We start from the raw sequence: 20852 nt of genomic DNA, 5'->3' as shown, positions 1-20852 counted from the left end.
TTCAATCTCTCCCTTTTCTCGTTTTATAGTGCTGCGTTTACATCTAATCTTTCTTTTATCGAATAATTCGTTTTTAACCAATGTGTAATATTTTCAATATCCGTTGAGAATATGCGGTCATTTGTAATAGAAGGTACTTGTTGACGACCTTGATGGTAGAAGCTCTTCGTCACTGTACTCATATTTTCGATTCCTCGATACTCCGCTGCTTGCATCGCACAAATCATCTCGATCGCAAGAACGCGTCTTGCATTTTGAATAATTTGATGTGCGTGACGTGAAGCGATTGTTCCCATACTCACGTGATCTTCTTGGTTAGCTGACGACGGAATTGAATCTACACTCGCCGGATGTGCTAACGTTTTATTTTCTGAAACGAGTGAAGCCGCTGCATATTGCATAATCATTGCACCAGACTGAAGTCCTGGCTCTGGACTTAAAAATGGTGGTAGGTCATTTAATTGCGGATTTACTAAGCGTTCAATACGGCGCTCTGAAATATTTGCAAGTTCTGCCATTCCAACTTTCAAGAAGTCCATCGCAAATGCAATCGGTTGTCCGTGGAAGTTACCACCTGAAATTACTTTTTCCCCGCCATCAAAAATAAGTGGGTTATCTGTCGCTGCATTCATTTCAATTTCTAATTTTTCTTTCACGTAATTTAAAACTTGCCAAGAAGCACCGTGTACTTGTGGGATACAACGAAGTGAATATGCATCCTGTACACGAAGTTCTCCTTGTTTTGTCACTAACTTACTATCTTGAAGGATGTCACGAATTCTGCTCGCTACTTCCACTTGCTCTTTATAACCGCGTGCTTTATGCACATTTTCATCAAATGCATCAATAATGCCTTGTAATCCCTCAATTGTCATAGAGGCAATTAATTCAGCTTGATAAGCCGTTGCTTCTGCTTCTATATAAGATAGTACTCCTTGCGCTGTCATCGCCTGTGTACCATTAATTAATGCAAGACCTTCTTTTGCTTCAAGTTCAATCGGCTCCAGTCCCTCTTCTGTAAGAGCAACCATCGCATGAACTCTTTTCCCTTTATAGAACACTTCACCTTCACCTAATAAAACAAGAGCAAGATGAGATAGAGGTGCTAAATCGCCACTCGCACCAAGTGAACCTTGTTGCGGAACGACTGGGTGAATTTTACGATTTACAAACTCAAGAAGCATATTTACAACAAGCGGTCTAACACCAGATACTCCTTTAAGCATCGTGTTCGCTCGTAAAATTAACATACCGCGTGATACTTCTTCAGGAAATGGATCGCCTATCCCGCATGCATGTGATTGAATTAAGTTGTGCTGAAGTGCCTTTACATCATCTTTTTGAATAAGCACATCACTAAACTTTCCAAAACCAGTTGTAATACCGTAAACGATTTTTCCGTCCTCTACAATTTTCTCGACAACTTCGCGGCATTCTGCCACCTTTTGCATACTAGTTGGGCAAGCTGTTACACCTTCACCTTCAAGTAACAACCTCTTCATTTCTTCAACTGTCAATGTGTGTCCTGTTAGCGTAATCATTCTTTTTCCTCCTTATAAAGGCAAAAGGGGACCTTATCTTTTTAAGACAGACTTCTGTCCTAAAAAAGTAAGGCCCCCTTCTAACTAATAGACTATGGGCAAATCATATGTGATTAATTCCTAAACCAATCGCCTCATGCTCAGATCCTTTTACAGGTGCACCAATCGTTCCATATAATGCAACAGCAACCCATTCGCCTTCTTTCTTTCCGTCGTATGGTGTACCGCGCACAATCGCAAAGCGAAGTCCTACTGTACGAAGAACGTCTGCTAACTGAATTTGTCCTCTCGTCACTCCGTACAAAGCTTCCATAATTGCATGATAAAGTGCATGTGTTTCTCTGTAAACGTCTGTTTCAATAACTCGGTTGCTCTTAGCCGCTGTTTCCATTGCTGCTACAACTTTTTGCGAATTCATCGAACCAACTTTCCCCGTACAATATTTCCAACCTTTTGGAATAGATAATACAGGGCTTTCATTCTCATCCGCAAGTGCCAACAACATGGCCATACGACCAATTCGATGTGTTCCTTGAAGAAGCATGTGACTCTCTCATTTCTTTTGAATTATTTGAATATTACTTAATTTAAGAATATATGAAAACGTTTAAATCGTCAATAGTTTAAAATAGTATTCAAGTAATTTTTTTATCCCTCTCATACTTGTGTACACAATTTATTTACAGATTTTTTTCAGACGTGCTATAGTCTCACTAACAGATGCAAAGGAGCGAGATTTCAGTGGCAAAGCGTAAAGATATTCATTTTCGAATTGAAGAAAAATTACTTGAAAGATTTGAATCGGCACTCCATTACGAAGGTTTAAATAAAACAGACGTATTAACACATGCGGTCCAGCAATTTTGCACGAAGGTGGAATGTGAAAAAATGAATGATGTAAAACGCCAATACAGCGTAAGCAACCATTTACAAACACGTATCGATACACATAAACATTTTGAAGAGAAACGAGTGAATGTAGATGAAGTCGTCATGGAACATTTACAACTTCAAGGAGAAGAAAAAATATTAGAGGTCGGATGCGCTAATGGAAAATTCCTTTCCCTTTTACAAACGAACGGTCATAAAGGACATCTAACCGGATTTGATCAATCGGAAACTATGCTTTCTGAAGCTGCAATAAAGAATAACATAATTGAATGGAAACTGGGAGATGCTAGTAAACTTCCTTTCGACGCTAATTGCTATGACTGGATTGTCGCAAGACATATGTTATATCACATGAAAGATGTCGAAAAAACAATTCAAGGATTCCATAAAGTAATTCGTCCCGGCGGCTCACTTTTAGCTACAACAAATTCTAAAGTTTCAATGCCTCGTATAGTTGAAATGTGTAACAGCATGCTAGACGCATTTGACTTACCAAAAACATCACCAACAGTAGCTCCATTTTGTTTAGAAAATGGTAAAGAGATACTACAATCTGTTTTTTCAACTGTTGAAGAAACAATTATTCATAATGCACTCGTTTTCCATCATGCCTCTCCAATTATAAACTATATTTCTAGCATGTTTCCGTCGCTAAATATACCTGATAATATATATCTTCACACTGAAATGAAGAAATGGCTAAAAGAAGAAATAGAAAATGAATTATCACTTCACAACGGTATATGGCGCGATCCGAAAACGATAGCGATTTATCAATGTAAAAAAGAAAAAAGCTAGCAAATGCTAGCTTTTACACGTTTTCCGGTAAAAGGTTCTCCATCATTATATTGCCCTTTCCACGATAAAAATTTGTATCATGTTCATTCGCCACTCCAAAATAAGAGGCAATCGCTAGTCCAAATGGTACAAATGCATGTCCTTGTGCTGTAATAATATTTGCGTGCTGTACAACTTCTGTATACACAAAATTTTCTACTGAAAAACAATCTAATTTTTGATAATCTATGGTGACTGTATAAGAGATTTCTTTTAATAAACCTGCTCTTGCTAACGCATACGGTCCAGCACAAATCGCGGCCACTAATTTTTCTTGCTCAGAAAATTGACGAATAACTGAAAAAAGCAGTTCTGCCTCTTCCATATGTATTTCATCTCCACCTGGAATAAGAATCCCCTCATACTCTTCTACACGCACTTCATTTAGTACTATGTGCGGCTGTACTTGCAAGCCTGTTTCACTTATAACCATTTCTTTTGTTAAACCCGCTGTAATAATCTCATATTTATTTTTCAGCAATGTTGTCGCTACTGTAACTTCAAACTCCGCAAATGTTGGGTATACGAATAATAATATTTTTTTCATAGTCCTTTCTCCTTTAGCCAGCCCATAAAATATGCTTCTAACTCATCCACTGTTAATGTATTCGTGTCCACATAAGTTACAGGAAATTGTTTATACCATTCTTTTTCAGTTTCTACTAATTTAAATTGTTCCTCGAATGTACTTCGATTTCTTGCCCTGTCATTATTTTTTCTATCATATAAATTTTCTTTCGAAACATCTAAATAAAAAATTGCATCCGAACGGCATTCTCTTAATTTATACAATTCATCTTTTAATTCTGTTTCTATATCCCACTCTTTCCCTATAACTTTCGGATAAAAGAGTGTATAAAATTCAATATCTTCTGGCCCACGATCAAAAATCACGACTGAACTTTTCACATTTTGAAATTCTTTTATTTTTGCTTCAATAAACATTTTTTGATTTGTAATAAACCCCTCTTTTGTACACATATCCAAATTTAATTTTTTTCGCTTTTCTACAATTGGATAAGGATTTTCATATATAACTGAAAGCCCACATCGCTCTAAGCTTTTGGCCAATGTTGTTTTTCCACTTGCCATCGGTCCTTGAAGTGAAATTACGTATACCATCCCTCTCATTCCCTTTTCTTATAATACATTGATAATATACAGAATTTTGAAAACTATCAACATAATATATAGCATCTTGTTTCTTATTCTTATGTAACTTATAATAAAAAATAGAGATTATGACGGACGCAAAATAATGTAAGCTTGGAAATCCAAGCTTACATTATTTTTTGCTTTCCCTTTTCTTATAAAAAGAGTATACTAGATTAGAACGTATGTTCTTAATAATTACATACAGTAAGGAGATAGAACAATGGTATACGACACAAAAGCAATTTCTTGGAATGCATCTTTAAAACAACTTCAACGCCGCTATACAAACAAACAAGTTGACCGAAAAGAATTTGAAGATATTGAACTAATGGAATTCTTCCGCGATAACGACTACATTTCTTTACCTACACATATAAGCGGCCTATCAACAGCGCGTTTTACTTCTTACTCTATTTTCACAACTGAAGATAAAGATCGTAAAGTTGGCACACTTATTATTGAGTACGTTGAAGACGATAATAATAATTTATGTGTTGAACAACTATACTTCGTTTAAACTATAACGCTTGGTCAAATTGACCAAGCGTTCTTGCTTTCTATGAATCTCACTGTTTATAATATGAATAAAAGAAAACCGCAATCATTAAGGGGGGATATACTTGCTCGAAGGATGGTTCAGTTGGTTTATTGTATTATGGACTGTTATTTTATTAGGACTTATGTCTATCGGTGGATACTTTATGTTCAGAAAATTTTTAAAACGATTACCGAAAGAAGACGGTATGTCCATTTTAGATTGGGAAGAGCATTACATAAATAAAACGAGACATTTATGGAATGACGAACAAAAACAATTGTTAGAAGAGCTCGTAAGTCCTGTTCCAGAACTGTTTCGCGATGTTGCCAAATCAAAAATTGCTGGCAAAATCGGAGAACTAGCATTACAAGAAAATGCCTCTAAAATTACACAAGATTTAATTATTAAAGGATATATCATCGCCACACCAAAGCGTGATCATAAATTTTTAGTTAAAAAACTACAAGAAAAAGAGATTGATTATTCTCATTATCAATCTTTACTAACAAAATACCCTTCGTAAAAAAAGATTGCTAGCTTATGGCAATCTTTTTTAACTTACAGTTACTGATTTTGTAGCAACTAGACGAGCCTCTCCCAACTCTATTTGCAAGCCTACAGCACCAGCATAAATATAATCAAATGTATTTGGAATATTAACTGACGTAGAAGTTGATCCCGCTGTTAATACACCGTTCGCAGGAACATTCGTCACATCAAATTCAGCACGCCGATTCGTTGCAGCAGTTCCAATAGGCATATTTCGGTCTGCGAAGCTACCTACTGTATCTAAATTCCCTAAATAATTATTAACTTGTGAGGCGAAAAAATTTGGATTAGCATTGTTAGGTCCTGAAAGTGCTCTACCATTTAAAACAAATGTATCCGCAGTCGCATCTGTATCACCATTAGGAATTCCAGTTGGAACCTTGAATCCATCAGAATCAGTAACTATTTCATTCCAAGTACAGGCTATTACACTTCCAGCTAATAGAGTGATTACAAATATCGCAACAGTTACGTATACTTCTCAACCTGATCCTACTAGACCACCTGTCACAACAACGACAACAACACCACCAATTACGATAGAAGTAAACCCTAATGTGCCAAACACATTCATTAAGACCGCAAATGTAAATAGTGTGGAGCTCGGTGACTTCATCACATATACACTTACCTTTACTAACAATGGCGCTACCCCTGCAAATAATGTACTCATTACCGATCCACTACCTCCCGAAGTTACTTTCTATCCAAATTCAGTAACAGTAAACGGTGTTTCACGTCCTGGAAGTAATCCAACTATTGGTATTCTTATTGAAACTGTTAATCCAGGTGAATCGGTTATCGTTCGCTTCATCGTGCAAGTAACAAGTACGCCACAAAACGGGCTTATCCGAAATACAGCGCGAGTTAGATATACAGTGAGACCAGATCCTACTAAACCACCGATTCCTGTTGATGAGACTTCGGAACCAAATATTATTCCGTTTATCGGTCCATTCGTCTCGCCAAATTTGAATTGTTTCTTTAATGGGGAACGTTTTATACGCCGCGGCTGGGACAGAAGATGTTAACAATATAAATAAAAAGACAGCGTCAAAAAACGCTGTCTTTTTATTTTATACATATACAGTTTTTAAGTTAGTTTCATATCTTTTTCATTATAAAAACCATCTTCTTTTTCCATTTCCTTCTGTAATTTCGTAAAGGAACGGTACATAGCAATTCTCCATGACACAATCATCGCGAACGCCAGTAAGAAGAACATGCCACTAAGTTGTCCTAAATCAAGAGATTGACTTAAGTATGTTTTAAATACAATCCGCACGACAAGTAATCCAATTAATATAAAAACAAATGCTTTTGAACGCTTCAAATAAATCTCTTGTCCTCTAATTTCAAATTTAGATGTTTTAATAAGAAAAATAGAGAAAAACAAACCGACGCCAATTGCTTCTAACATTTCTGCTGGAGTTAATCGAAATTCAGGAAAAACAAACATCAACGCTCCCGTGCTCATAAAAAATGGTGGAAGTATAATTTTTTTCAATGTTGCCGGTTTCTTAGCTGCTTTTAAACGAATAAACATCGCACCAACAGCCATACAAACAGCAACGATACTGGATAAAACAACTATGTTCATATTTTCTCATCCTTTTTTGTGGCTATATGCAAAATATACTTTCATTATATGCTTTTCCGTTAGTATTTCCAACATTTTCACAGAATAATACTAAAAACCGGTAAAACCACCAAATAAACTTGAGAAATATACGATAATTTTCGTCATCCAGTTAAAATATAGGAAGATACCCATGACAATCATAACGTATCCCCCGATTTTCATGAATTTCATACTATTTCTTTTAATCCAAGACATTTTCGTAATAAAGAATGATAGCACGAAAAATGGGATAGCAAACCCAAGTATGTATGCTATCATATAAATCATTGCTGATTCTGGATTTGTTGCTGCTAATCCAATGACAGACACTAAAATAGGTCCAGTACAAGGCGTCCACCCTGCAGCAAAGGCCAATCCAATTAGAACGGATCCAAAATAGCCACTCGGACGATTTTTAAAAGTAAATTTACGGTCTTGCATTAAAAACTTTGGCTTAAACACACCGACAATAATAAGACCGAACACGATGATAAATATACCACCTAACTGTCTAATTAAATCTTTATAATTTGTAAAGATGCCTCCAATAAAACTTGTACCAAACCCAATTGCAATAAATATAATTGAAAATCCAAGTAAGAAAAACGCTGTATGTATCATACTTCTTTTACGAAGCATTGCATTTTCTTCTTTCAATTCAGAAACCGACATACCTGTTATGTATGATAAAAATGCCGGATAAAGCGGTAAGCAACATGGGGAAATAAATGATAGAAACCCAGCACCAAACGCTAAAAAAATACTAATATCTTGCATGATTCCACTCCTCTCCTTACATATTGTAGCAAAAACACATAAAAATACTATGAACAATTCGTGAACTCACTTTAACAACGTGATAATAAGAAAAACTACCCATACAAACAGTTTCTAATAAAACGTTTTCATTTCCTTCTATTATATAGAACAATCTCAATTGGATGATGAAGCTCTTTCTAATTGTTACTAACATAACAAAGGTTTCACAGTTTCTCAAATACTTAGCACACTACAATTAACTTCACACATATTGACCTAAAAAAATATTTTTTTCAAATGCTGTCTTTATACAATGCAACACTGATTTTACAATACTTTAATTATTATTAATTTCAAGATTATGCATAAATATCATACTTTTATTATTATTCTATAAAATGTCGCACTTTTCTTTCAGTTGACCCTTTATTTTTAATTTTGTATACTTCCCTCTAGTTATATATGTCCGTTACGGAACAATTTCATATAGATGGGAGGAATTTTTCATGCTTCGTTATTCTCTTTTAGTTCTATTAGGAGCGTGTAGTTATGGGATTTTAGCTATTTTTGTTAAACTTGCTTATGCAGAAGGATTTTCACTCGGAGAGGTAATTGGTAGCCAATATTTGTTCGGCTGGATTATTTTGCTTACTATTACACTTCTATTTTCTAGACACCGTGTTCCATTAAAACAAGCGTTAATTTTATTCGTTGCAGGAACATCGGCAAGCTTTACTGGAATTTTTTATTATGCTTCATTAAAAACTGTACCAGCTTCTATTGCAATTATACTTTTATTCCAGTTCGTTTGGGTTGGGATTATCATTGAAGCAGTCGCAACGAAAACATTACCTTCAAGAGAAAAAGTTATTTCGGTTATTTTCTTACTTGTAGGTACATTTTTATCAAGTGGTTTACTAGAAAAATCAGCAGGTGATTTCGATACGACTGGAATCATACTAGGTTTATTATCTGCCGTTACATTCGCAACATACATTTTCGTGAGCGGAAAAGTTGCTGTTGAAGTGCCTTCATTACCGCGCGGTGTTCTTTTAATGGCTGGTGCTTTAACTTTAGTAATGCTCGTATTCCCGCCAACATTTATTATGAACGGTTCCATTTCTCAAGGGCTTTGGAAATATGGCTTAGGATTAGGAATATTTAGTATCGTTATTCCATCTATTGCCTTTACAATTGGCATTCCAAAAATCGGTTCTGGATTAGCAACTATTCTTGGTGCAGCAGAACTACCAGTTACAACAATTATGTCTGTATTCGTTTTAAAAGAAGCGGTGCTCTCTTCACAATGGATCGGTGTATCACTTATTTTAATCGGTATTGCAATCCCGCAAATTGCCTATGCAATGCGTGGACGTTATCGTAAACATCATACACACAAAAAATTGGCAGCATAAAACGAGAGAGGATTTTCATTTGAGAATCCTCTCTTTTCTTATTGTATACTTAATGTAAATACTTTATTTAAGAAAGAAGGCATTATACGTGGCAGCAAATCTAGAGCAATTAACTGAGATGCTAATTTCTATTCGTCGAAATTTACATGAGCATCCAGAATTATCATACGAAGAATTTGAAACGACGAAGACTATAAAAAATTGGTTAGACGAGAAAAACATTACGATTATAAATTCTAGTTTAGAAACAGGCGTTATTGCTGAAATTTCAGGGAATAATAGCGGACCAATTATAGCAATCCGTGCTGATATTGATGCCCTTCCTATTCAAGAAGAAACAAATTTACCGTACACTTCAAAAATTCCTGGTAAAATGCATGCTTGTGGGCATGATTTTCATACAGCTGCTATTATAGGTGCCGCTTATTTATTAAAAGAAAAAGAATCTTCTCTTAGCGGAACTGTACGCTTTATATTCCAGCCAGCTGAAGAAAGTAGCAATGGTGCTTGCAAAGTAATTGAAGCCGGGCATTTACATGGTGTGCAAGCTATTTTCGGTATGCATAATAAACCGGATTTACCAGTAGGTACAATCGGTATTAAAGATGGTCCACTGATGGCCGGGGTCGATCGATTTGAAATTGAAATTCACGGAGTTGGTACACATGCAGCTGTACCAGATGCTGGGGTAGACCCTATTGTCGCGTCCTCTCAAATTGTTATGGCACTGCAGACAATTGTAAGTCGAAATATAAGTTCATCTCATAATGCAGTTGTTAGTGTTACAAATATCCATTCAGGAAATACGTGGAACGTTATTCCTGAAAAAGCTACGTTAGAAGGAACTGTACGTACATTCCAAGCTGAAACACGCGAAAAGATTCCAGCATTAATGGAGCGTATTATTAAAGGGGTTTCTGATGCACTAGGTGTAAAAACAGAATTCCGATTTTACCCAGGACCTCCCGCTGCTCATAACGATAAAACACTCACTAATCTTTCTATTCAAATTGCAGAGCAAATGAAGCTAAACGTTATCTCTCCTACACCATCAATGGCCGGAGAAGATTTTTCTTTTTATCAACAAGAAATACCTGGTTCATTCGTTTTTATGGGAACGAGTGGTACACATGAATGGCATCATCCAGCTTTTACAGTAGATGAGCAAGCATTACCTATTAGCGCGGAGTATTTCGCCTTATTAGCCGAAAAGGCTATTCATCAATTAGCACATACAAAAAGCCGTTAAGTTAATCCTTAACGGCTTTTGCTTATGCGGTTAAATCTCGTTTTATAAATACTGTATAGGAAATCCCTAGAAATACAATTAAATACAGAAGAAGCATACAAGAAGCGAATGGGAATGTTACCCCATCAATAAAGCTCCCACCCTTTGAAAGCCCATATAAATCTGTATTCGCTGGTAATAAATATTTCGCCCATTCATATCTTGCTGCCGGAATTAGCGCTATCCCCCCTGATAATGCGAGAAATAGAGAAATCCCGATTGCACCTCCGCTCGATCTAGTTAAAACGGAAATCATAAAGGCAAATGCAGCATACACAAGAGTTGGTAGCCACGATAAAACGTAATACTTACTTGCTTCCATAAAAATATTTTGTTTTATAATATTTCCATCTTGGAAAATAAATTCACTCCATGCAGGCTGTTGGAATTTATAAATAACAAGTCCACATAAAGCGGAGAAAATCATATTAAATATAAACAATAACGCTGCAAATATAACGATTGCTAAAAATTTAGCTGTTAATATTTTAAATCGATTTGCCGGACGGATCGTTAAAAATTTATATGTTCCCCAGCTATATTCATTCGCAAAAATTGTACTTGCATACACGAGAATAAACGGAAGCAAAATTGGAAATACGATAAAACCTGTATCTCTCATGAAAGAAAGCGGAGAGCTGCTTGCCGGTGCTGTATCTGTATCTAAATGCTTCATCTTAAGCTGATATTCCTTTACCAGCTCATCCCCAGACCGTTCTGCTAAAATAGCTTCTTTTTTCATGCCTAGTTTTTTCTCAATTTCTACAGTTCGTTCTGTATAATCGGCTTTCCACCCTTTTGTTTCTGGCTCTAAATACTTTACCGTAACCCATCCTAATCCAATAATTAATACTGCAATAACTGCAAAAGGAATAATCGTTCGCTTTCGCTTAAATATTTTATACAACTCGTTATAAACTAAATTAAACAATATCTTTTCCCCCTGTTAATTCTAAAAATTGCTCTTCTAACGTTTTTCTTTCTTCATATACACGATACACTTGAATATTTTTCTCAAGCAATGTACGAATAACATTCGGGATTTCTTCATCGTTTACATTAATAAGTAGATCATTACCTTTTATTAAAACATCTTGGTCTAACATTTCTGCCGCTCTCTTCGCATCATCTACACGTATACGGATTGTCTCCATCTCTTCGCTTTGATTATGCTGAATATTTTGCGTCGCGACATATTCTCCGTGCTGAATAATGATAACTCTGTCACACATTAATTCAACTTCTGAAAGTAAGTGACTAGATACGAGTACCGCTTTTCCTTGTTCATGTGCAATTTTCTTTATGTACATTCTCATTTCATGTATTCCACTAGGATCTAATCCATTCGTTGGTTCATCTAATATCAATACATCTGGATCATGAATAAGCGCTTGAGCAATTCCTAAACGTTGTCTCATGCCGAGTGAATATGCTTTTACTTTACGATCAATTACTTGTCCCATCCCTAGCAATTGCACTACTTCATCGATACGTTCTTCGGTTACGTTGCCATTCATTCGTCCGAAATATGTTAAATTTTCATAGCCGCTTAAGAAAGGATAAAATTCCGGTGTCTCAATTACTGCTCCAATTTTCGCAGCAGTACTCTCAAATTGCTGTTTTACAGATTGACCGTCAATCCAAACTTCGCCCTCTGTCATACGAATCATGCCGACCATCATTCTCATTAAAGTCGTTTTTCCAGCACCATTTGGTCCTAATAAGCCAACTACTTCACCTTTTTTCACTTCAAAACTAATATTTTCTACAAGTGTCTTTGAACCGATTTGCTTCGTTAACCGCTCAACCTTTACAATTGATTGTTCATTTGTCATACTATACAACCTTTCCTTCCCATTCTTTGTCAGGTGTTTACACTGTAACATGATTATTTTTATGTGTAAAATAGGAAAAGGCATGATTTCTCATGCCTTTTCCTTGAATTAAAATGAATTTTCATCTTGTAAACTTTGAACAAATCGAAAACATTGCATCATCGATAATAGGACGATAACGATCATAATTATACTAACAACTACTATTGCATATATTGTAATCGGTGCACTATTTACCCCTTGTATTCCTGCTATTTTCATAAAGATAATCGTAAATAATTTCAAAAATAACATCCCATTCACTAATCCAAAAACAAACGCTGCTCCATAAATAAATAATTGCTCCTGACATAATAAACATAGTACGTCATTTCTCTTCCTATTCTCTGCTACATAAGATTTAATTTCCTCTTTCCTCACTTGCAAAAGAGAAAACGTTATTTTATATGTAGTAAAAATACAAATAAAAATGAATACAATAAACAGCATGTAAAAGCTCATTTGAAATAAAAGTGTAGTCTCTAATTTCCCAATAGCTCCTTCATTAAATTGGAGCGATATCATAAAAAATAAAATCATAGTACTCATAGCAACCCACATGAATTGCTTCATCCTTTTGGCAGCAAATGTTCTTATATTTTTTCTCACTAACTGACATAAAGACATATATTCTTCCCCTACCTTACTTCATACCATACTCATTCTATACTACTAGTGTATAAAAATATGACATTTTAAACATCGCACTACAATCTGAATTTTTTCTAAGTCTTTAGTCCTAGAAAATAAAATGGTAAAAAAATCATATTCAGAATATAATTGTAAAAAGGAGGGGGTTGCATGCGCATGAAATTACTATCAATCTTATTTTTATTATTTCTCACAAGTTGTAGCTCACTTAAAAACAATGAGATCGCCATTGTTGAGCCATACAAATTAACAGAAGAGCAATCTTCTATTTTACAAATGACTCCTTTTCAAGAAGGAGACAGCATGTTTTATAACGTTACCCTAAAAAATGAAAAAGATGTAATACATGCTACGATTGATTATTATCAAAATGGTAAAAAAACAAACGTAATTGCGAATATAGCTACCTCACATTTTCCAAAAAAGAAAGTAAAGCTTTCTTTTTTACCACCTCAATCCCAACTCGATAAAGATGTACAAGTGCAAAAACATTGGTATATTAATATTGAAGGTAGTTCCATGCTCGCTACTGAAGAAGCACCTCCAATCGTAAATAGCTCTACCTCTACTACTCTTCAATCTGCTATAAACTTAACATACAATCAAAAGACGACTTTAGCGGCTATAATAAAAACGAATAAAGAAACCGTAAGAGTTCCAATGCTTGAGGAAAAAACTGCTATTGACCAACTATTACAAGAAAACGAACATGTTTATCTCTTTAGTATAGAACTAAAAAAAGAACACTAAAGCGGAAATGCAATTATATTGCATTTCCGCTTTAGTGTTTAATAAGGTGTACTTTTTAATAACTTAATTAATCTCATCCTCAACTTCTATTCTTTTTTTCTCTCTTGCAATTTTCAAGAACTCTAACAGTTCTGGATTAGTATTCATTTTTTTGTAAGCCACCGACATTTCTGCTACAAAATTAGAGTCACATAGCTCCTTATACACAACTTCTGTTTTATACAATTTATTTGCTGATACAGGTATCACCGTAATTCCAATACCTGCTGCTACAAGACCCATGACAGTTTGATACTCCGTTGCTTCTTGTACAATGTGCGGACTAAAACCTACATCACGACAAAGTGATAAAATTGTATCATATAACGCTGGCCATACTGGTCTCGTAATAAATACGAACGGTTCATCCCTTAAATCTTCGATATGTATTTCGTCCTTTTCAGCAAGCGGATGTGCCTTTGGTAAACATAACGTACACGAAAGTTTTTGAATTGGTTCTAACTCAAGTAATTGCGTTGGAATTGGTGGACGTAAAAATCCAATATCAATTCGATTATCATGAAGTGCATGCACCTGATCCGGTGTTGACAATTCATGTAATGCTACAGACACTCTCGGAAATTTCTTTCTATACTCTCTGACGATTGACGGTAAAATATCATATATCGCCGCACCTACAAAACCAATTGAAAGTGATCCAACTTCTCCCCTTTGCGCACTTTGTGCAACTTCTACTGCTTTTTCAATTTGTTCAAACGCTTTTTTTACTTCTTTTAAAAACATTTCTCCTGCTTCTGTTAATTCAACCTTTCTCTTTGTTCTTGAAAATAACATAACTCCCATTTCTTTTTCTAATTGCTGAATTTGTTGACTAAGCGGTGGTTGTGTCATTTGTAAACGAGCAGCTGCTCGTCCAAAGTGTAATTCCTCTGCCACTACAACAAAATATTGCAAATGCCGTAATTCCATTTTGGACACCCTTTTCACTTTCGATTAATACATCTAATATATTAATAACATATAATTTATATATTAGACAAATATTTCGAATGAACGTATAGTAGAAATTGTTAATTCTTTTTTACAATTTTTATGTAAAAAAAGAAAGAGGTGGTTACTGTATGAAATGGTGGAAGTTAAGCGGACAAATATTATTATTATTTTGTTTCGCTTGGACAGGTGAATGGATTGCAAAACAGGCACACCTCCCGGTTCCAGGAAGTATAATCGGTATTTTTCTATTATTAATCTCATTAAAATTTAACATAGTGAAAAAAGAATGGATACAAGACGGTGCAGACTTTTTATTAAAAGAACTTATTTTATTTTTCATCCCCTCTGCAGTCGCTGTCATTCGTTACAAAGATACATTATCACAATATGGAATCGATCTCATTTTAATTATCGTGATTAGTACACTTTGTGTCACTCTCGTAACAGGACTATTAACGGAATTGCTATTAAAGCGGAAAGGATCAACACAATGATCGGCTTTCTTTGTTTGCTATTAACACTATTCACATATTGGGTATCTAAAAAAATGTATCAACGTTGGAATTGGAGCTTACTTTCTCCCCTGCTTGTATGCCCAATCATTTTAATTGCTTTATTGCTCGGATTAGATACACCATACGAAACCTACGAATCTGGTAGTCATTGGCTAACAGAATTATTAAAGCCTGCAACGGTTGCTTTCGCGTGGCCAATCTATAAGTATTTTGATCTATTAAAAAAACATGGCACTGCTATTTTAATTAATGTCATTGTCGGTTCTTTTCTTTCAGTTATTACTTCAGCACTACTAGCTAATTTTTTTCAAATTGACTCTACAATAGAACAAAGTTTAGCACCGCACATTGTAACAACACCTATTGCAATGGCTATTTCAGAAATGATTGGCGGCATGTCACAATTAACAGCAGTTTTCGTCGTATTAACTGCCTTAACTGGAGCGTTACTCGGTCCTACGCTCATACGCATATGTCGTATTAAAACAGCGCTCGCAAAAGGTATAATGCTAGGTACTAGCGCGAATGGCACCGGAACATCAAAAGCATTTGAAATCGGCCCTGTAGAAGGTACAATTGCAAGTTTATCAATGCTTTTAACAGCTGGAGCTAGTTTAGTTATCGTTCCGCTTTTTTTATCTTGGTTACACTAAAAAAAGCAAGTGGTTAAACACTTGCTTTTTTATTTATATATTTATTTAAAAGCTCCTGGTCCTCTGGAAAAGATAAAGATAATTCTTTTACTTCATCAATTCCTTTCCAAGCTATTTCATGTATTAGCTCATCAGGGTCTTGTATTTTCATGTTACCGCCTATTAACTTTACAATATAGTAATGCACATGAACTGGCACCCCATATGTTATCCCTTTCTTTTCACATAGTTTTTCTATAATTTTCACTTCATAACCCGTTTCTTCCCACACTTCACGAGCACAGCAGTCCTCAAGTGTTTCTCCCTCTTCTTGTCCCCCGCTTGGCACAGTCCATCGTTTTTCTTCATCTACTTTTCCTTGTAGTACCATTAAAAATTCATTCTTTTCATTCATACATATAGCTGCCGTACCAATCCATCTTTTCATCCTATCTCCCCCCATACTAAATTTCGATCTTTCTATATATATCCTTGAAAAAAGAGGAATAAAGTAAAACGATGACGAAAGATTACATCAACTTCATGAGCAGTCCCTTCTTAGAAATTCAAACCGGAAGGATGAAATTATGATTTCTAAATATGTTGTGGAATGTGTTTTTTGTGAAGAAAATCGAGAACCTCGGCAGGCTATCGTCACAGTGCCCGCCACTTCTCAGCTACTAGCAATCCAAAAAGTACGGGCTGAATGCACACGGCGCTTCGGAAAAACTTTATTATTGCAAACAGAAATTAAAGAAGAATTACTCATTGAACAAAAAGAAAGCTGACCATAAATTGGCCAGCTTTCTTATCCGATCATATTTTCACATGAAGATTAGGGGCATCCTCTTTAAGGATCGGGATTTGCCCATTATGTGCGTTCCATAATGGTCATCGAACAATATATTTCTATACAATAAACTATTGAATAGAATAGAGCAAAACTTGTTCGCATTTTTTAGAAAAGGGATAGGGATATAATTCAAGTAATACTTCGAATACTCGAACTTTACACTCATTATATTAAAGCAAATCCTTTTATATGAGAAATATGAATTACTTACATAATTCATTCGTAAAATATATTAATAGTTTTCTTTACTCTACTAACAACATACATCCAGCTAGTATCGGTGTCATAATCATTGAAAACCTTAAAAGCATCCGAGGTGCATAATTTGTAAACTTAGCTCCTATATACGCCCCTAACATTGTTCCAATTAAAACTTGTACTAATAATACATAATCTAAATACCCTTCCGAACTATATCCAAGCCCACCTCCAATTGCGATTGGTAATATAACAAGCATTGTCGTCCCTATAGATTGCTGAATTGTTAATCCTAATAGAACTATTAATCCAAGTTGGATAAAGGGTGCTGAACCAATCCCAAATGAACCAGCCAACATTCCAGTAACCAGTCCGAGACATATACATTTAATCAAGTTATCTTTCGAAAGTTCGTTATGCCCTTTTAAAGACGACCGTTCCTTTTTTTGAAATATAATTAATCGAATAAACATAAAAATTGCAGATAAAAATAACATTCCCGCTGTAAACCAATGTAGAAGATTCGCTGGTATTAGCGAACCAAACTTTGAACCAATAAAGGAACCAATCGCTCCAAATCCCCCAACAATTCCGCCTATTACAAATACAACATTCCCTTCTCTATAATGACTTACTACCCCAGATAATGTCGTAAATGCCATAGCAGTTAGAGATGTTGCAAGAGCAACGTGAATAGGGATATGGAATACTAAAGTGAGTATCGCGATGATAAATCCAGCTCCTCCTGCTCCGACAAACCCTAATAAAACTCCCATTAATAACATTGTTATAATAATTGCCACATATTCCCCTCCAATATTCCAATTATCTATCACATGCGCACCTCTATACAAACAAAAAGCATCCTAAATGGATGCTTTTTCTACTTTTTCTATATTAATAATATGTACTTACTCTTGATTAATCAAAATAACAGCGGGACCAGAAACAACTACCCCGGCCACTTCTATCTTTTCAAATTCCATCACTGTAATAGATATAACCCCTTCTCTTTCCATCAATTCCTTACTCAGGACTTCAGTCGGTATTGATTTCACCGTCCTACCTCCTTTTCATTTTATACAAAAACTACCCAATGCCTCTAAATATATGCATCACCTCCACTTTCATTCCTTATTCCAGTCAAAATTCACATCCCCTTTCTATAACATATTGAAAAATAAAAAAGCACTCGCCAAAGCGAATGCCTTTCCATTATTTACTCTCTATTACTTTTAACATTCTATTAATAAATGCTGCGGATTCCCCACGTGTTGCAGAACCTTTTGGCATAAACTCATTATTCTCATTCCCTTTTACGATACCTAACCCATAAACACGTTGAACCGCCTGTTTATCATACGCTAAATTTTGATCCTTAAATGGTAATGGAACTAAATTACCTTTTATATTTTTGTATTGCAATGCACGATCAATCATAATGACAGCTTCATCACGTTTAATCGTATCATTCGGAGCAAATATATCATTTCCTCGTCCACTTATAATCCCAGCACTAGCTGCACGATTAATACCATCTACTAGCGATGGATGAGCTGTGCTTAAATCTTTGAAATTCGATTTTCCCTCTGGTAATTGCAATGATCTTGAAACTAAATTCGCAAATTCACCACGTGTTACAAGGCGTTCTGGCCAGTAAGAACCCTTTCCGTCTCCAACCATAATACCTCTTTTATCTAATTCACGAATATCTGCTTCATACCAACCACCAGTTATATCATCTTTATGATTCGCATCATAATAAGCTTTCGTTCCCTGTAAAAATGGCTCCCATGCATTATTCTTTATCATAATGGCCGGACAATTCTTTCCGCTCCAAAATTGATGTTTTTTCACATTTTCTAAAGGAATATTTAATTCCCCCATTAAATATGCTGCTAGTTTGCGAGCATTTTCCACAGCTTTATTATAATCACCATCTTGGTTGACAGCAATTTCAATTGCAATTGATTCTCTATTACCAGTTCCTTCCGCTCCATCTCCAGCATGCCAACCATTTTCATTTAATGGTAGATGTTGATAAATTTCTTTATCATCTACTGTAAAATGCCAAGATGCTGAACGATCAGTCGTTCCTGTTGCTTGACTGTATAAATATTGTGCATGGTTGCTAGCATTTGCTCCAACACTATAATTATCTGTCTCATGAATTGTAATGTATTTTGGTTTCATCGCATAACCTGGACGAATATTTTCATTACCTGTTGGTACAATCATTTCCTTTAATGGTACACCGTAAATATCCGTTGTTTTCTCTGCTGATGGCGCTGCATACATAACCGCTGCACGTTTCGTACGAGTTGGAGTTGCGCTTTGAATAAGAGATGCTTTTGTACCCTCAAATTTTGCTGAAGGTGAATAAATCCATTTCACCTCATTATCTATTTGGACTTGGAACCACTCTCCAACTTGTCCAATTGCAATAATTGTTTGCGGTAGTAACATTTTCTCATCTTTATATGAATTAAATGGTGCGGAATATGTAGCTGTCTCTTCATTAATTACTAACTTTTCGTTTGCCAAGCGATAAACTTCCTTAACCTCTACATTTCCTTCACTACTTTGTATCCACCCAGCTCCAGATTCTGTTTGTACATAGTAAGCGTTTCCTTTTCGTTTTTCGGCTTTCACTACTTGATTAGAAAGCTGAACACCTGTCGCTTTTTGTAAATCAGCAGAATCAAATAGAGATGCTGAACTTATTATATGTACAAGAAAATCTCCTTGCGCTTCATTTGTTATTCCTTTGTCCTCTCCACGTCCATCTTCATCTTTCATATGGGTTTCAATACTTTTTAAAGCTTGCTCGTCAGTTGAAATTGTTACAGTCTTTTCTACTGTGTCAGCATAGGAAGAACTTGGAATCGTTGCCAAACTAAATACAATTGATGCAGCTAAAACATTATAAAATCCTTTTTTCATACTAATTATTTAACACGTTTATATCTTAATTCGTGTTAACTTCCCTCCCTAATCTAAAATCTTTAAGGCTATCTAGCAAACTTCTAAACTAAATAACCCTTTACAATATAACAAACTCTATCTCATTCGTATAGATAGGAATGACTACTATTTGCCTGTCTTTTCTATATTGGAATATAGAAAAGAAGCTATAAAAGATATAGCTTCTCCTCTCACTATTTCAATCTCGTTGTACCTTATACTCTATAACTCTACCATCTTTATCAAATTGCAAAACAAGACATTCACTATCTATAGGAATGAAACTACGTTCATTCCCAAGATAGTATAGTGTAGTAATTCCCATTTCCAAACTGCTTGTTTTCGTAGGGGCCCCTAACAATTTTATGATTTCCTCGTTTGATTTCCCTATCAATTTATGCCGCTTTAATAAGTCATCTATCATATATACCCGTTTTTCTTCATCATTTAACCACCGATCCTGATTAAAATTTGAAGTGTATTTATTTAAACTTAATTGTAAAGTGCATACTATCAATGGAATGAGAGCAACCATCATTACAGTGAACAGCTGTTTCTTATCTTTATCACGTCTTGCTGATACATGTAAGACAGCCTTTTGAATAATAACTAGTAGAATAAAAGGCATTGCTACTACAAAAATACTCATTACACTCAATGACACATGAACCATATCAATAACAAAAATAAACACAAGATACATTAATATATACAAACAAAAATAAATGTACAATATTCCCCAAAATATAGAGCTTTTACCTTTCTCCACCTAACGCACCTACTTTATCACGCTATTTACGATCAGTATGACTCGCACCTCAAAATTCG

General features: G+C 35.2%; 25 protein-coding genes and 2 pseudogenes. 10 read left to right on the top strand and 17 right to left on the bottom strand.

Annotation, left to right across the window (positions count from 1 at the left end; translation table 11 throughout):
- Positions 1 to 23 precede the first annotated feature (23 nt).
- The gene (hutH, locus tag MRBLBA3_RS15135) at positions 24 to 1541 is read right to left on the bottom strand and encodes a histidine ammonia-lyase (RefSeq protein WP_363381919.1); all 1518 of its coding nucleotides are present in this window, start codon (positions 1539 to 1541) and stop codon (positions 24 to 26) included.
- A gap of 103 nt (positions 1542 to 1644) precedes the next feature.
- Positions 1645 to 2085 (bottom strand): hut operon transcriptional regulator HutP, encoded by a 441-nt coding sequence (gene hutP / locus MRBLBA3_RS15130; protein WP_000926519.1) that lies wholly within the window; start codon positions 2083 to 2085, stop codon positions 1645 to 1647.
- A 197-nt stretch (positions 2086 to 2282) separates the two neighbouring features.
- Here hutP and MRBLBA3_RS15125 point away from each other — a divergent pair, with 197 nt between their 5' ends.
- Positions 2283 to 3230: a class I SAM-dependent methyltransferase gene (locus MRBLBA3_RS15125; RefSeq protein WP_363381916.1), complete on the top strand. Its 948-nt coding sequence runs from the start codon at positions 2283 to 2285 to the stop codon at positions 3228 to 3230.
- 13 nt (positions 3231 to 3243) lie between these two features.
- Here MRBLBA3_RS15125 and MRBLBA3_RS15120 read toward each other — a convergent pair whose 3' ends face one another.
- Both MRBLBA3_RS15120 and MRBLBA3_RS15115 read right to left on the bottom strand, forming a co-directional pair.
- Complete coding sequence (locus MRBLBA3_RS15120; RefSeq protein ID WP_363381913.1) at positions 3244 to 3816, bottom strand: DJ-1/PfpI family protein; 573 nt, start codon at positions 3814 to 3816, stop codon at positions 3244 to 3246.
- Positions 3813 to 4400 (bottom strand): AAA family ATPase, encoded by a 588-nt coding sequence (locus MRBLBA3_RS15115; protein WP_242399292.1) that lies wholly within the window; start codon positions 4398 to 4400, stop codon positions 3813 to 3815. Before MRBLBA3_RS15115 ends, MRBLBA3_RS15120 begins: the two co-directional genes overlap by 4 nt.
- A gap of 244 nt (positions 4401 to 4644) precedes the next feature.
- Here MRBLBA3_RS15115 and MRBLBA3_RS15110 point away from each other — a divergent pair, with 244 nt between their 5' ends.
- Complete coding sequence (locus tag MRBLBA3_RS15110; RefSeq protein WP_000262392.1) at positions 4645 to 4941, top strand: hypothetical protein; 297 nt, start codon at positions 4645 to 4647, stop codon at positions 4939 to 4941.
- 103 nt (positions 4942 to 5044) lie between these two features.
- Positions 5045 to 5485, top strand: coding sequence for a DUF2621 domain-containing protein (locus tag MRBLBA3_RS15105; protein WP_000889392.1), 441 nt, complete (start codon positions 5045 to 5047; stop codon positions 5483 to 5485).
- A 30-nt stretch (positions 5486 to 5515) separates the two neighbouring features.
- Here the strand turns inward: MRBLBA3_RS15105 and MRBLBA3_RS15100 are convergent.
- A pseudogene (locus MRBLBA3_RS15100) lies at positions 5516 to 5872 on the bottom strand (hypothetical protein); the annotation flags it as partial.
- Position 5873: 1 nt separating this feature from the next.
- On the opposite strand from MRBLBA3_RS15100, the pseudogene MRBLBA3_RS15095 reads away from it, so the two are divergent.
- Positions 5874 to 6542 (top strand): annotated as a pseudogene (locus MRBLBA3_RS15095) (DUF11 domain-containing protein); the annotation flags it as partial.
- Positions 6543 to 6604: 62 nt separating this feature from the next.
- On the opposite strand, the gene MRBLBA3_RS15090 reads toward MRBLBA3_RS15095, so the two are convergent.
- The 3 genes from MRBLBA3_RS15090 to MRBLBA3_RS15080 form a co-directional block, all read right to left on the bottom strand.
- A complete protein-coding gene (locus tag MRBLBA3_RS15090; RefSeq protein ID WP_001028637.1) occupies positions 6605 to 7111 on the bottom strand; it encodes a CcdC family protein in 507 nt (168 codons plus the stop codon).
- Between the two features lie 90 nt (positions 7112 to 7201).
- On the bottom strand, positions 7202 to 7909 hold the full coding sequence (gene ccdA, locus MRBLBA3_RS15085) for a cytochrome c-type biogenesis protein CcdA (RefSeq protein ID WP_001152684.1): 708 nt from the start codon (positions 7907 to 7909) through the stop codon (positions 7202 to 7204).
- A 16-nt stretch (positions 7910 to 7925) separates the two neighbouring features.
- A complete protein-coding gene (locus tag MRBLBA3_RS15080; RefSeq protein WP_309442985.1) occupies positions 7926 to 8075 on the bottom strand; it encodes a peptidase T in 150 nt (49 codons plus the stop codon).
- Between the two features lie 322 nt (positions 8076 to 8397).
- On the opposite strand from MRBLBA3_RS15080, the gene MRBLBA3_RS15075 reads away from it, so the two are divergent.
- The gene (locus MRBLBA3_RS15075; RefSeq protein ID WP_000947052.1) at positions 8398 to 9306 is read left to right on the top strand and encodes an EamA family transporter; all 909 of its coding nucleotides are present in this window, start codon (positions 8398 to 8400) and stop codon (positions 9304 to 9306) included.
- A gap of 88 nt (positions 9307 to 9394) precedes the next feature.
- Positions 9395 to 10555 (top strand): M20 peptidase aminoacylase family protein, encoded by a 1161-nt coding sequence (locus tag MRBLBA3_RS15070; RefSeq protein ID WP_363381907.1) that lies wholly within the window; start codon positions 9395 to 9397, stop codon positions 10553 to 10555.
- A 22-nt stretch (positions 10556 to 10577) separates the two neighbouring features.
- On the opposite strand, the gene MRBLBA3_RS15065 is transcribed toward MRBLBA3_RS15070, so the two are convergent.
- The 3 genes from MRBLBA3_RS15065 to MRBLBA3_RS15055 all read right to left on the bottom strand — a co-directional run bounded on the left by MRBLBA3_RS15065 (position 10578) and on the right by MRBLBA3_RS15055 (position 13095).
- Positions 10578 to 11525: an ABC transporter permease gene (locus tag MRBLBA3_RS15065; protein WP_000482781.1), complete on the bottom strand. Its 948-nt coding sequence runs from the start codon at positions 11523 to 11525 to the stop codon at positions 10578 to 10580.
- Positions 11518 to 12429: an ABC transporter ATP-binding protein gene (locus MRBLBA3_RS15060; protein WP_363381905.1), complete on the bottom strand. Its 912-nt coding sequence runs from the start codon at positions 12427 to 12429 to the stop codon at positions 11518 to 11520. Before MRBLBA3_RS15060 ends, MRBLBA3_RS15065 begins: the two co-directional genes overlap by 8 nt.
- A 108-nt stretch (positions 12430 to 12537) precedes the next feature.
- Entirely contained in the window at positions 12538 to 13095 is a 558-nt protein-coding gene (locus MRBLBA3_RS15055) for an ABC transporter permease (protein ID WP_363381903.1), read from the bottom strand.
- Positions 13096 to 13269: 174 nt separating this feature from the next.
- Between MRBLBA3_RS15055 and MRBLBA3_RS15050 the strand changes: the two genes are divergently transcribed.
- Positions 13270 to 13869 carry a histidine kinase gene (locus MRBLBA3_RS15050; protein ID WP_363381901.1) on the top strand — a complete coding sequence of 200 codons (600 nt, stop codon included), beginning with the start codon at positions 13270 to 13272 and terminating at the stop codon, positions 13867 to 13869.
- Between the two features lie 63 nt (positions 13870 to 13932).
- On the opposite strand, the gene alsR is transcribed toward MRBLBA3_RS15050, so the two are convergent.
- Positions 13933 to 14838, bottom strand: coding sequence for an acetoin biosynthesis transcriptional regulator AlsR (alsR, locus tag MRBLBA3_RS15045; RefSeq protein ID WP_000423231.1), 906 nt, complete (start codon positions 14836 to 14838; stop codon positions 13933 to 13935).
- Positions 14839 to 14990: 152 nt separating this feature from the next.
- On the opposite strand from alsR, the gene MRBLBA3_RS15040 reads away from it, so the two are divergent.
- Positions 14991 to 15356 carry a CidA/LrgA family holin-like protein gene (locus MRBLBA3_RS15040; protein ID WP_000872360.1) on the top strand — a complete coding sequence of 122 codons (366 nt, stop codon included), beginning with the start codon at positions 14991 to 14993 and terminating at the stop codon, positions 15354 to 15356.
- Entirely contained in the window at positions 15353 to 16030 is a 678-nt protein-coding gene (locus MRBLBA3_RS15035) for an LrgB family protein (RefSeq protein WP_000578967.1), read from the top strand. Before MRBLBA3_RS15040 ends, MRBLBA3_RS15035 begins: the two co-directional genes overlap by 4 nt.
- A gap of 13 nt (positions 16031 to 16043) precedes the next feature.
- On the opposite strand, the gene MRBLBA3_RS15030 is transcribed toward MRBLBA3_RS15035, so the two are convergent.
- Positions 16044 to 16457: an NUDIX hydrolase gene (locus MRBLBA3_RS15030; protein ID WP_000832852.1), complete on the bottom strand. Its 414-nt coding sequence runs from the start codon at positions 16455 to 16457 to the stop codon at positions 16044 to 16046.
- 139 nt (positions 16458 to 16596) lie between these two features.
- On the opposite strand from MRBLBA3_RS15030, the gene MRBLBA3_RS15025 reads away from it, so the two are divergent.
- Positions 16597 to 16797 (top strand): DUF3903 domain-containing protein, encoded by a 201-nt coding sequence (locus MRBLBA3_RS15025; RefSeq protein WP_000624199.1) that lies wholly within the window; start codon positions 16597 to 16599, stop codon positions 16795 to 16797.
- Between the two features lie 310 nt (positions 16798 to 17107).
- On the opposite strand, the gene MRBLBA3_RS15020 is transcribed toward MRBLBA3_RS15025, so the two are convergent.
- The 4 genes from MRBLBA3_RS15020 to MRBLBA3_RS15005 form a co-directional block, all read right to left on the bottom strand.
- Positions 17108 to 17863 (bottom strand): sulfite exporter TauE/SafE family protein, encoded by a 756-nt coding sequence (locus tag MRBLBA3_RS15020; protein ID WP_000974642.1) that lies wholly within the window; start codon positions 17861 to 17863, stop codon positions 17108 to 17110.
- 108 nt (positions 17864 to 17971) lie between these two features.
- Positions 17972 to 18118, bottom strand: coding sequence for a BC1881 family protein (locus MRBLBA3_RS15015; protein WP_000836278.1), 147 nt, complete (start codon positions 18116 to 18118; stop codon positions 17972 to 17974).
- Positions 18119 to 18275: 157 nt separating this feature from the next.
- On the bottom strand, positions 18276 to 20003 hold the full coding sequence (locus tag MRBLBA3_RS15010; protein ID WP_363381898.1) for an S-layer homology domain-containing protein: 1728 nt from the start codon (positions 20001 to 20003) through the stop codon (positions 18276 to 18278).
- Between the two features lie 220 nt (positions 20004 to 20223).
- Entirely contained in the window at positions 20224 to 20793 is a 570-nt protein-coding gene (locus tag MRBLBA3_RS15005) for a hypothetical protein (protein WP_363381896.1), read from the bottom strand.
- Positions 20794 to 20852 lie beyond the last annotated feature (59 nt).

It is taken from the genome of Bacillus sp. LBA3-1-1.1 (genome assembly GCF_040676495.1).
Lineage (GTDB): Bacteria > Bacillota > Bacilli > Bacillales > Bacillaceae_G > Bacillus_A > Bacillus_A nitratireducens.
This window is presented reverse-complemented; position numbering and strand designations above follow the sequence as displayed.

Coding starts and splice junctions, on each gene's coding strand:
- MRBLBA3_RS15060 (WP_363381905.1), bottom strand. CDS start 12,429: ATGACAAATGAACAATCAATTGTAAAGGTTGAGCGGTTAACGAAGCAA.
- MRBLBA3_RS15030 (WP_000832852.1), bottom strand. CDS start 16,457: ATGAAAAGATGGATTGGTACGGCAGCTATATGTATGAATGAAAAGAAT.
- MRBLBA3_RS15035 (WP_000578967.1), top strand. CDS start 15,353: ATGATCGGCTTTCTTTGTTTGCTATTAACACTATTCACATATTGGGTA.
- MRBLBA3_RS15010 (WP_363381898.1), bottom strand. CDS start 20,003: ATGAAAAAAGGATTTTATAATGTTTTAGCTGCATCAATTGTATTTAGT.
- MRBLBA3_RS15090 (WP_001028637.1), bottom strand. CDS start 7,111: ATGAACATAGTTGTTTTATCCAGTATCGTTGCTGTTTGTATGGCTGTT.
- MRBLBA3_RS15075 (WP_000947052.1), top strand. CDS start 8,398: ATGCTTCGTTATTCTCTTTTAGTTCTATTAGGAGCGTGTAGTTATGGG.
- MRBLBA3_RS15055 (WP_363381903.1), bottom strand. CDS start 13,095: ATGTCTTTATGTCAGTTAGTGAGAAAAAATATAAGAACATTTGCTGCC.
- MRBLBA3_RS15115 (WP_242399292.1), bottom strand. CDS start 4,400: ATGAGAGGGATGGTATACGTAATTTCACTTCAAGGACCGATGGCAAGT.
- hutH (WP_363381919.1), bottom strand. CDS start 1,541: ATGATTACGCTAACAGGACACACATTGACAGTTGAAGAAATGAAGAGG.
- MRBLBA3_RS15120 (WP_363381913.1), bottom strand. CDS start 3,816: ATGAAAAAAATATTATTATTCGTATACCCAACATTTGCGGAGTTTGAA.
- MRBLBA3_RS15025 (WP_000624199.1), top strand. CDS start 16,597: ATGATTTCTAAATATGTTGTGGAATGTGTTTTTTGTGAAGAAAATCGA.
- MRBLBA3_RS15110 (WP_000262392.1), top strand. CDS start 4,645: ATGGTATACGACACAAAAGCAATTTCTTGGAATGCATCTTTAAAACAA.
- MRBLBA3_RS15040 (WP_000872360.1), top strand. CDS start 14,991: ATGAAATGGTGGAAGTTAAGCGGACAAATATTATTATTATTTTGTTTC.
- alsR (WP_000423231.1), bottom strand. CDS start 14,838: ATGGAATTACGGCATTTGCAATATTTTGTTGTAGTGGCAGAGGAATTA.
- MRBLBA3_RS15050 (WP_363381901.1), top strand. CDS start 13,270: ATGCGCATGAAATTACTATCAATCTTATTTTTATTATTTCTCACAAGT.
- hutP (WP_000926519.1), bottom strand. CDS start 2,085: ATGCTTCTTCAAGGAACACATCGAATTGGTCGTATGGCCATGTTGTTG.
- ccdA (WP_001152684.1), bottom strand. CDS start 7,909: ATGCAAGATATTAGTATTTTTTTAGCGTTTGGTGCTGGGTTTCTATCA.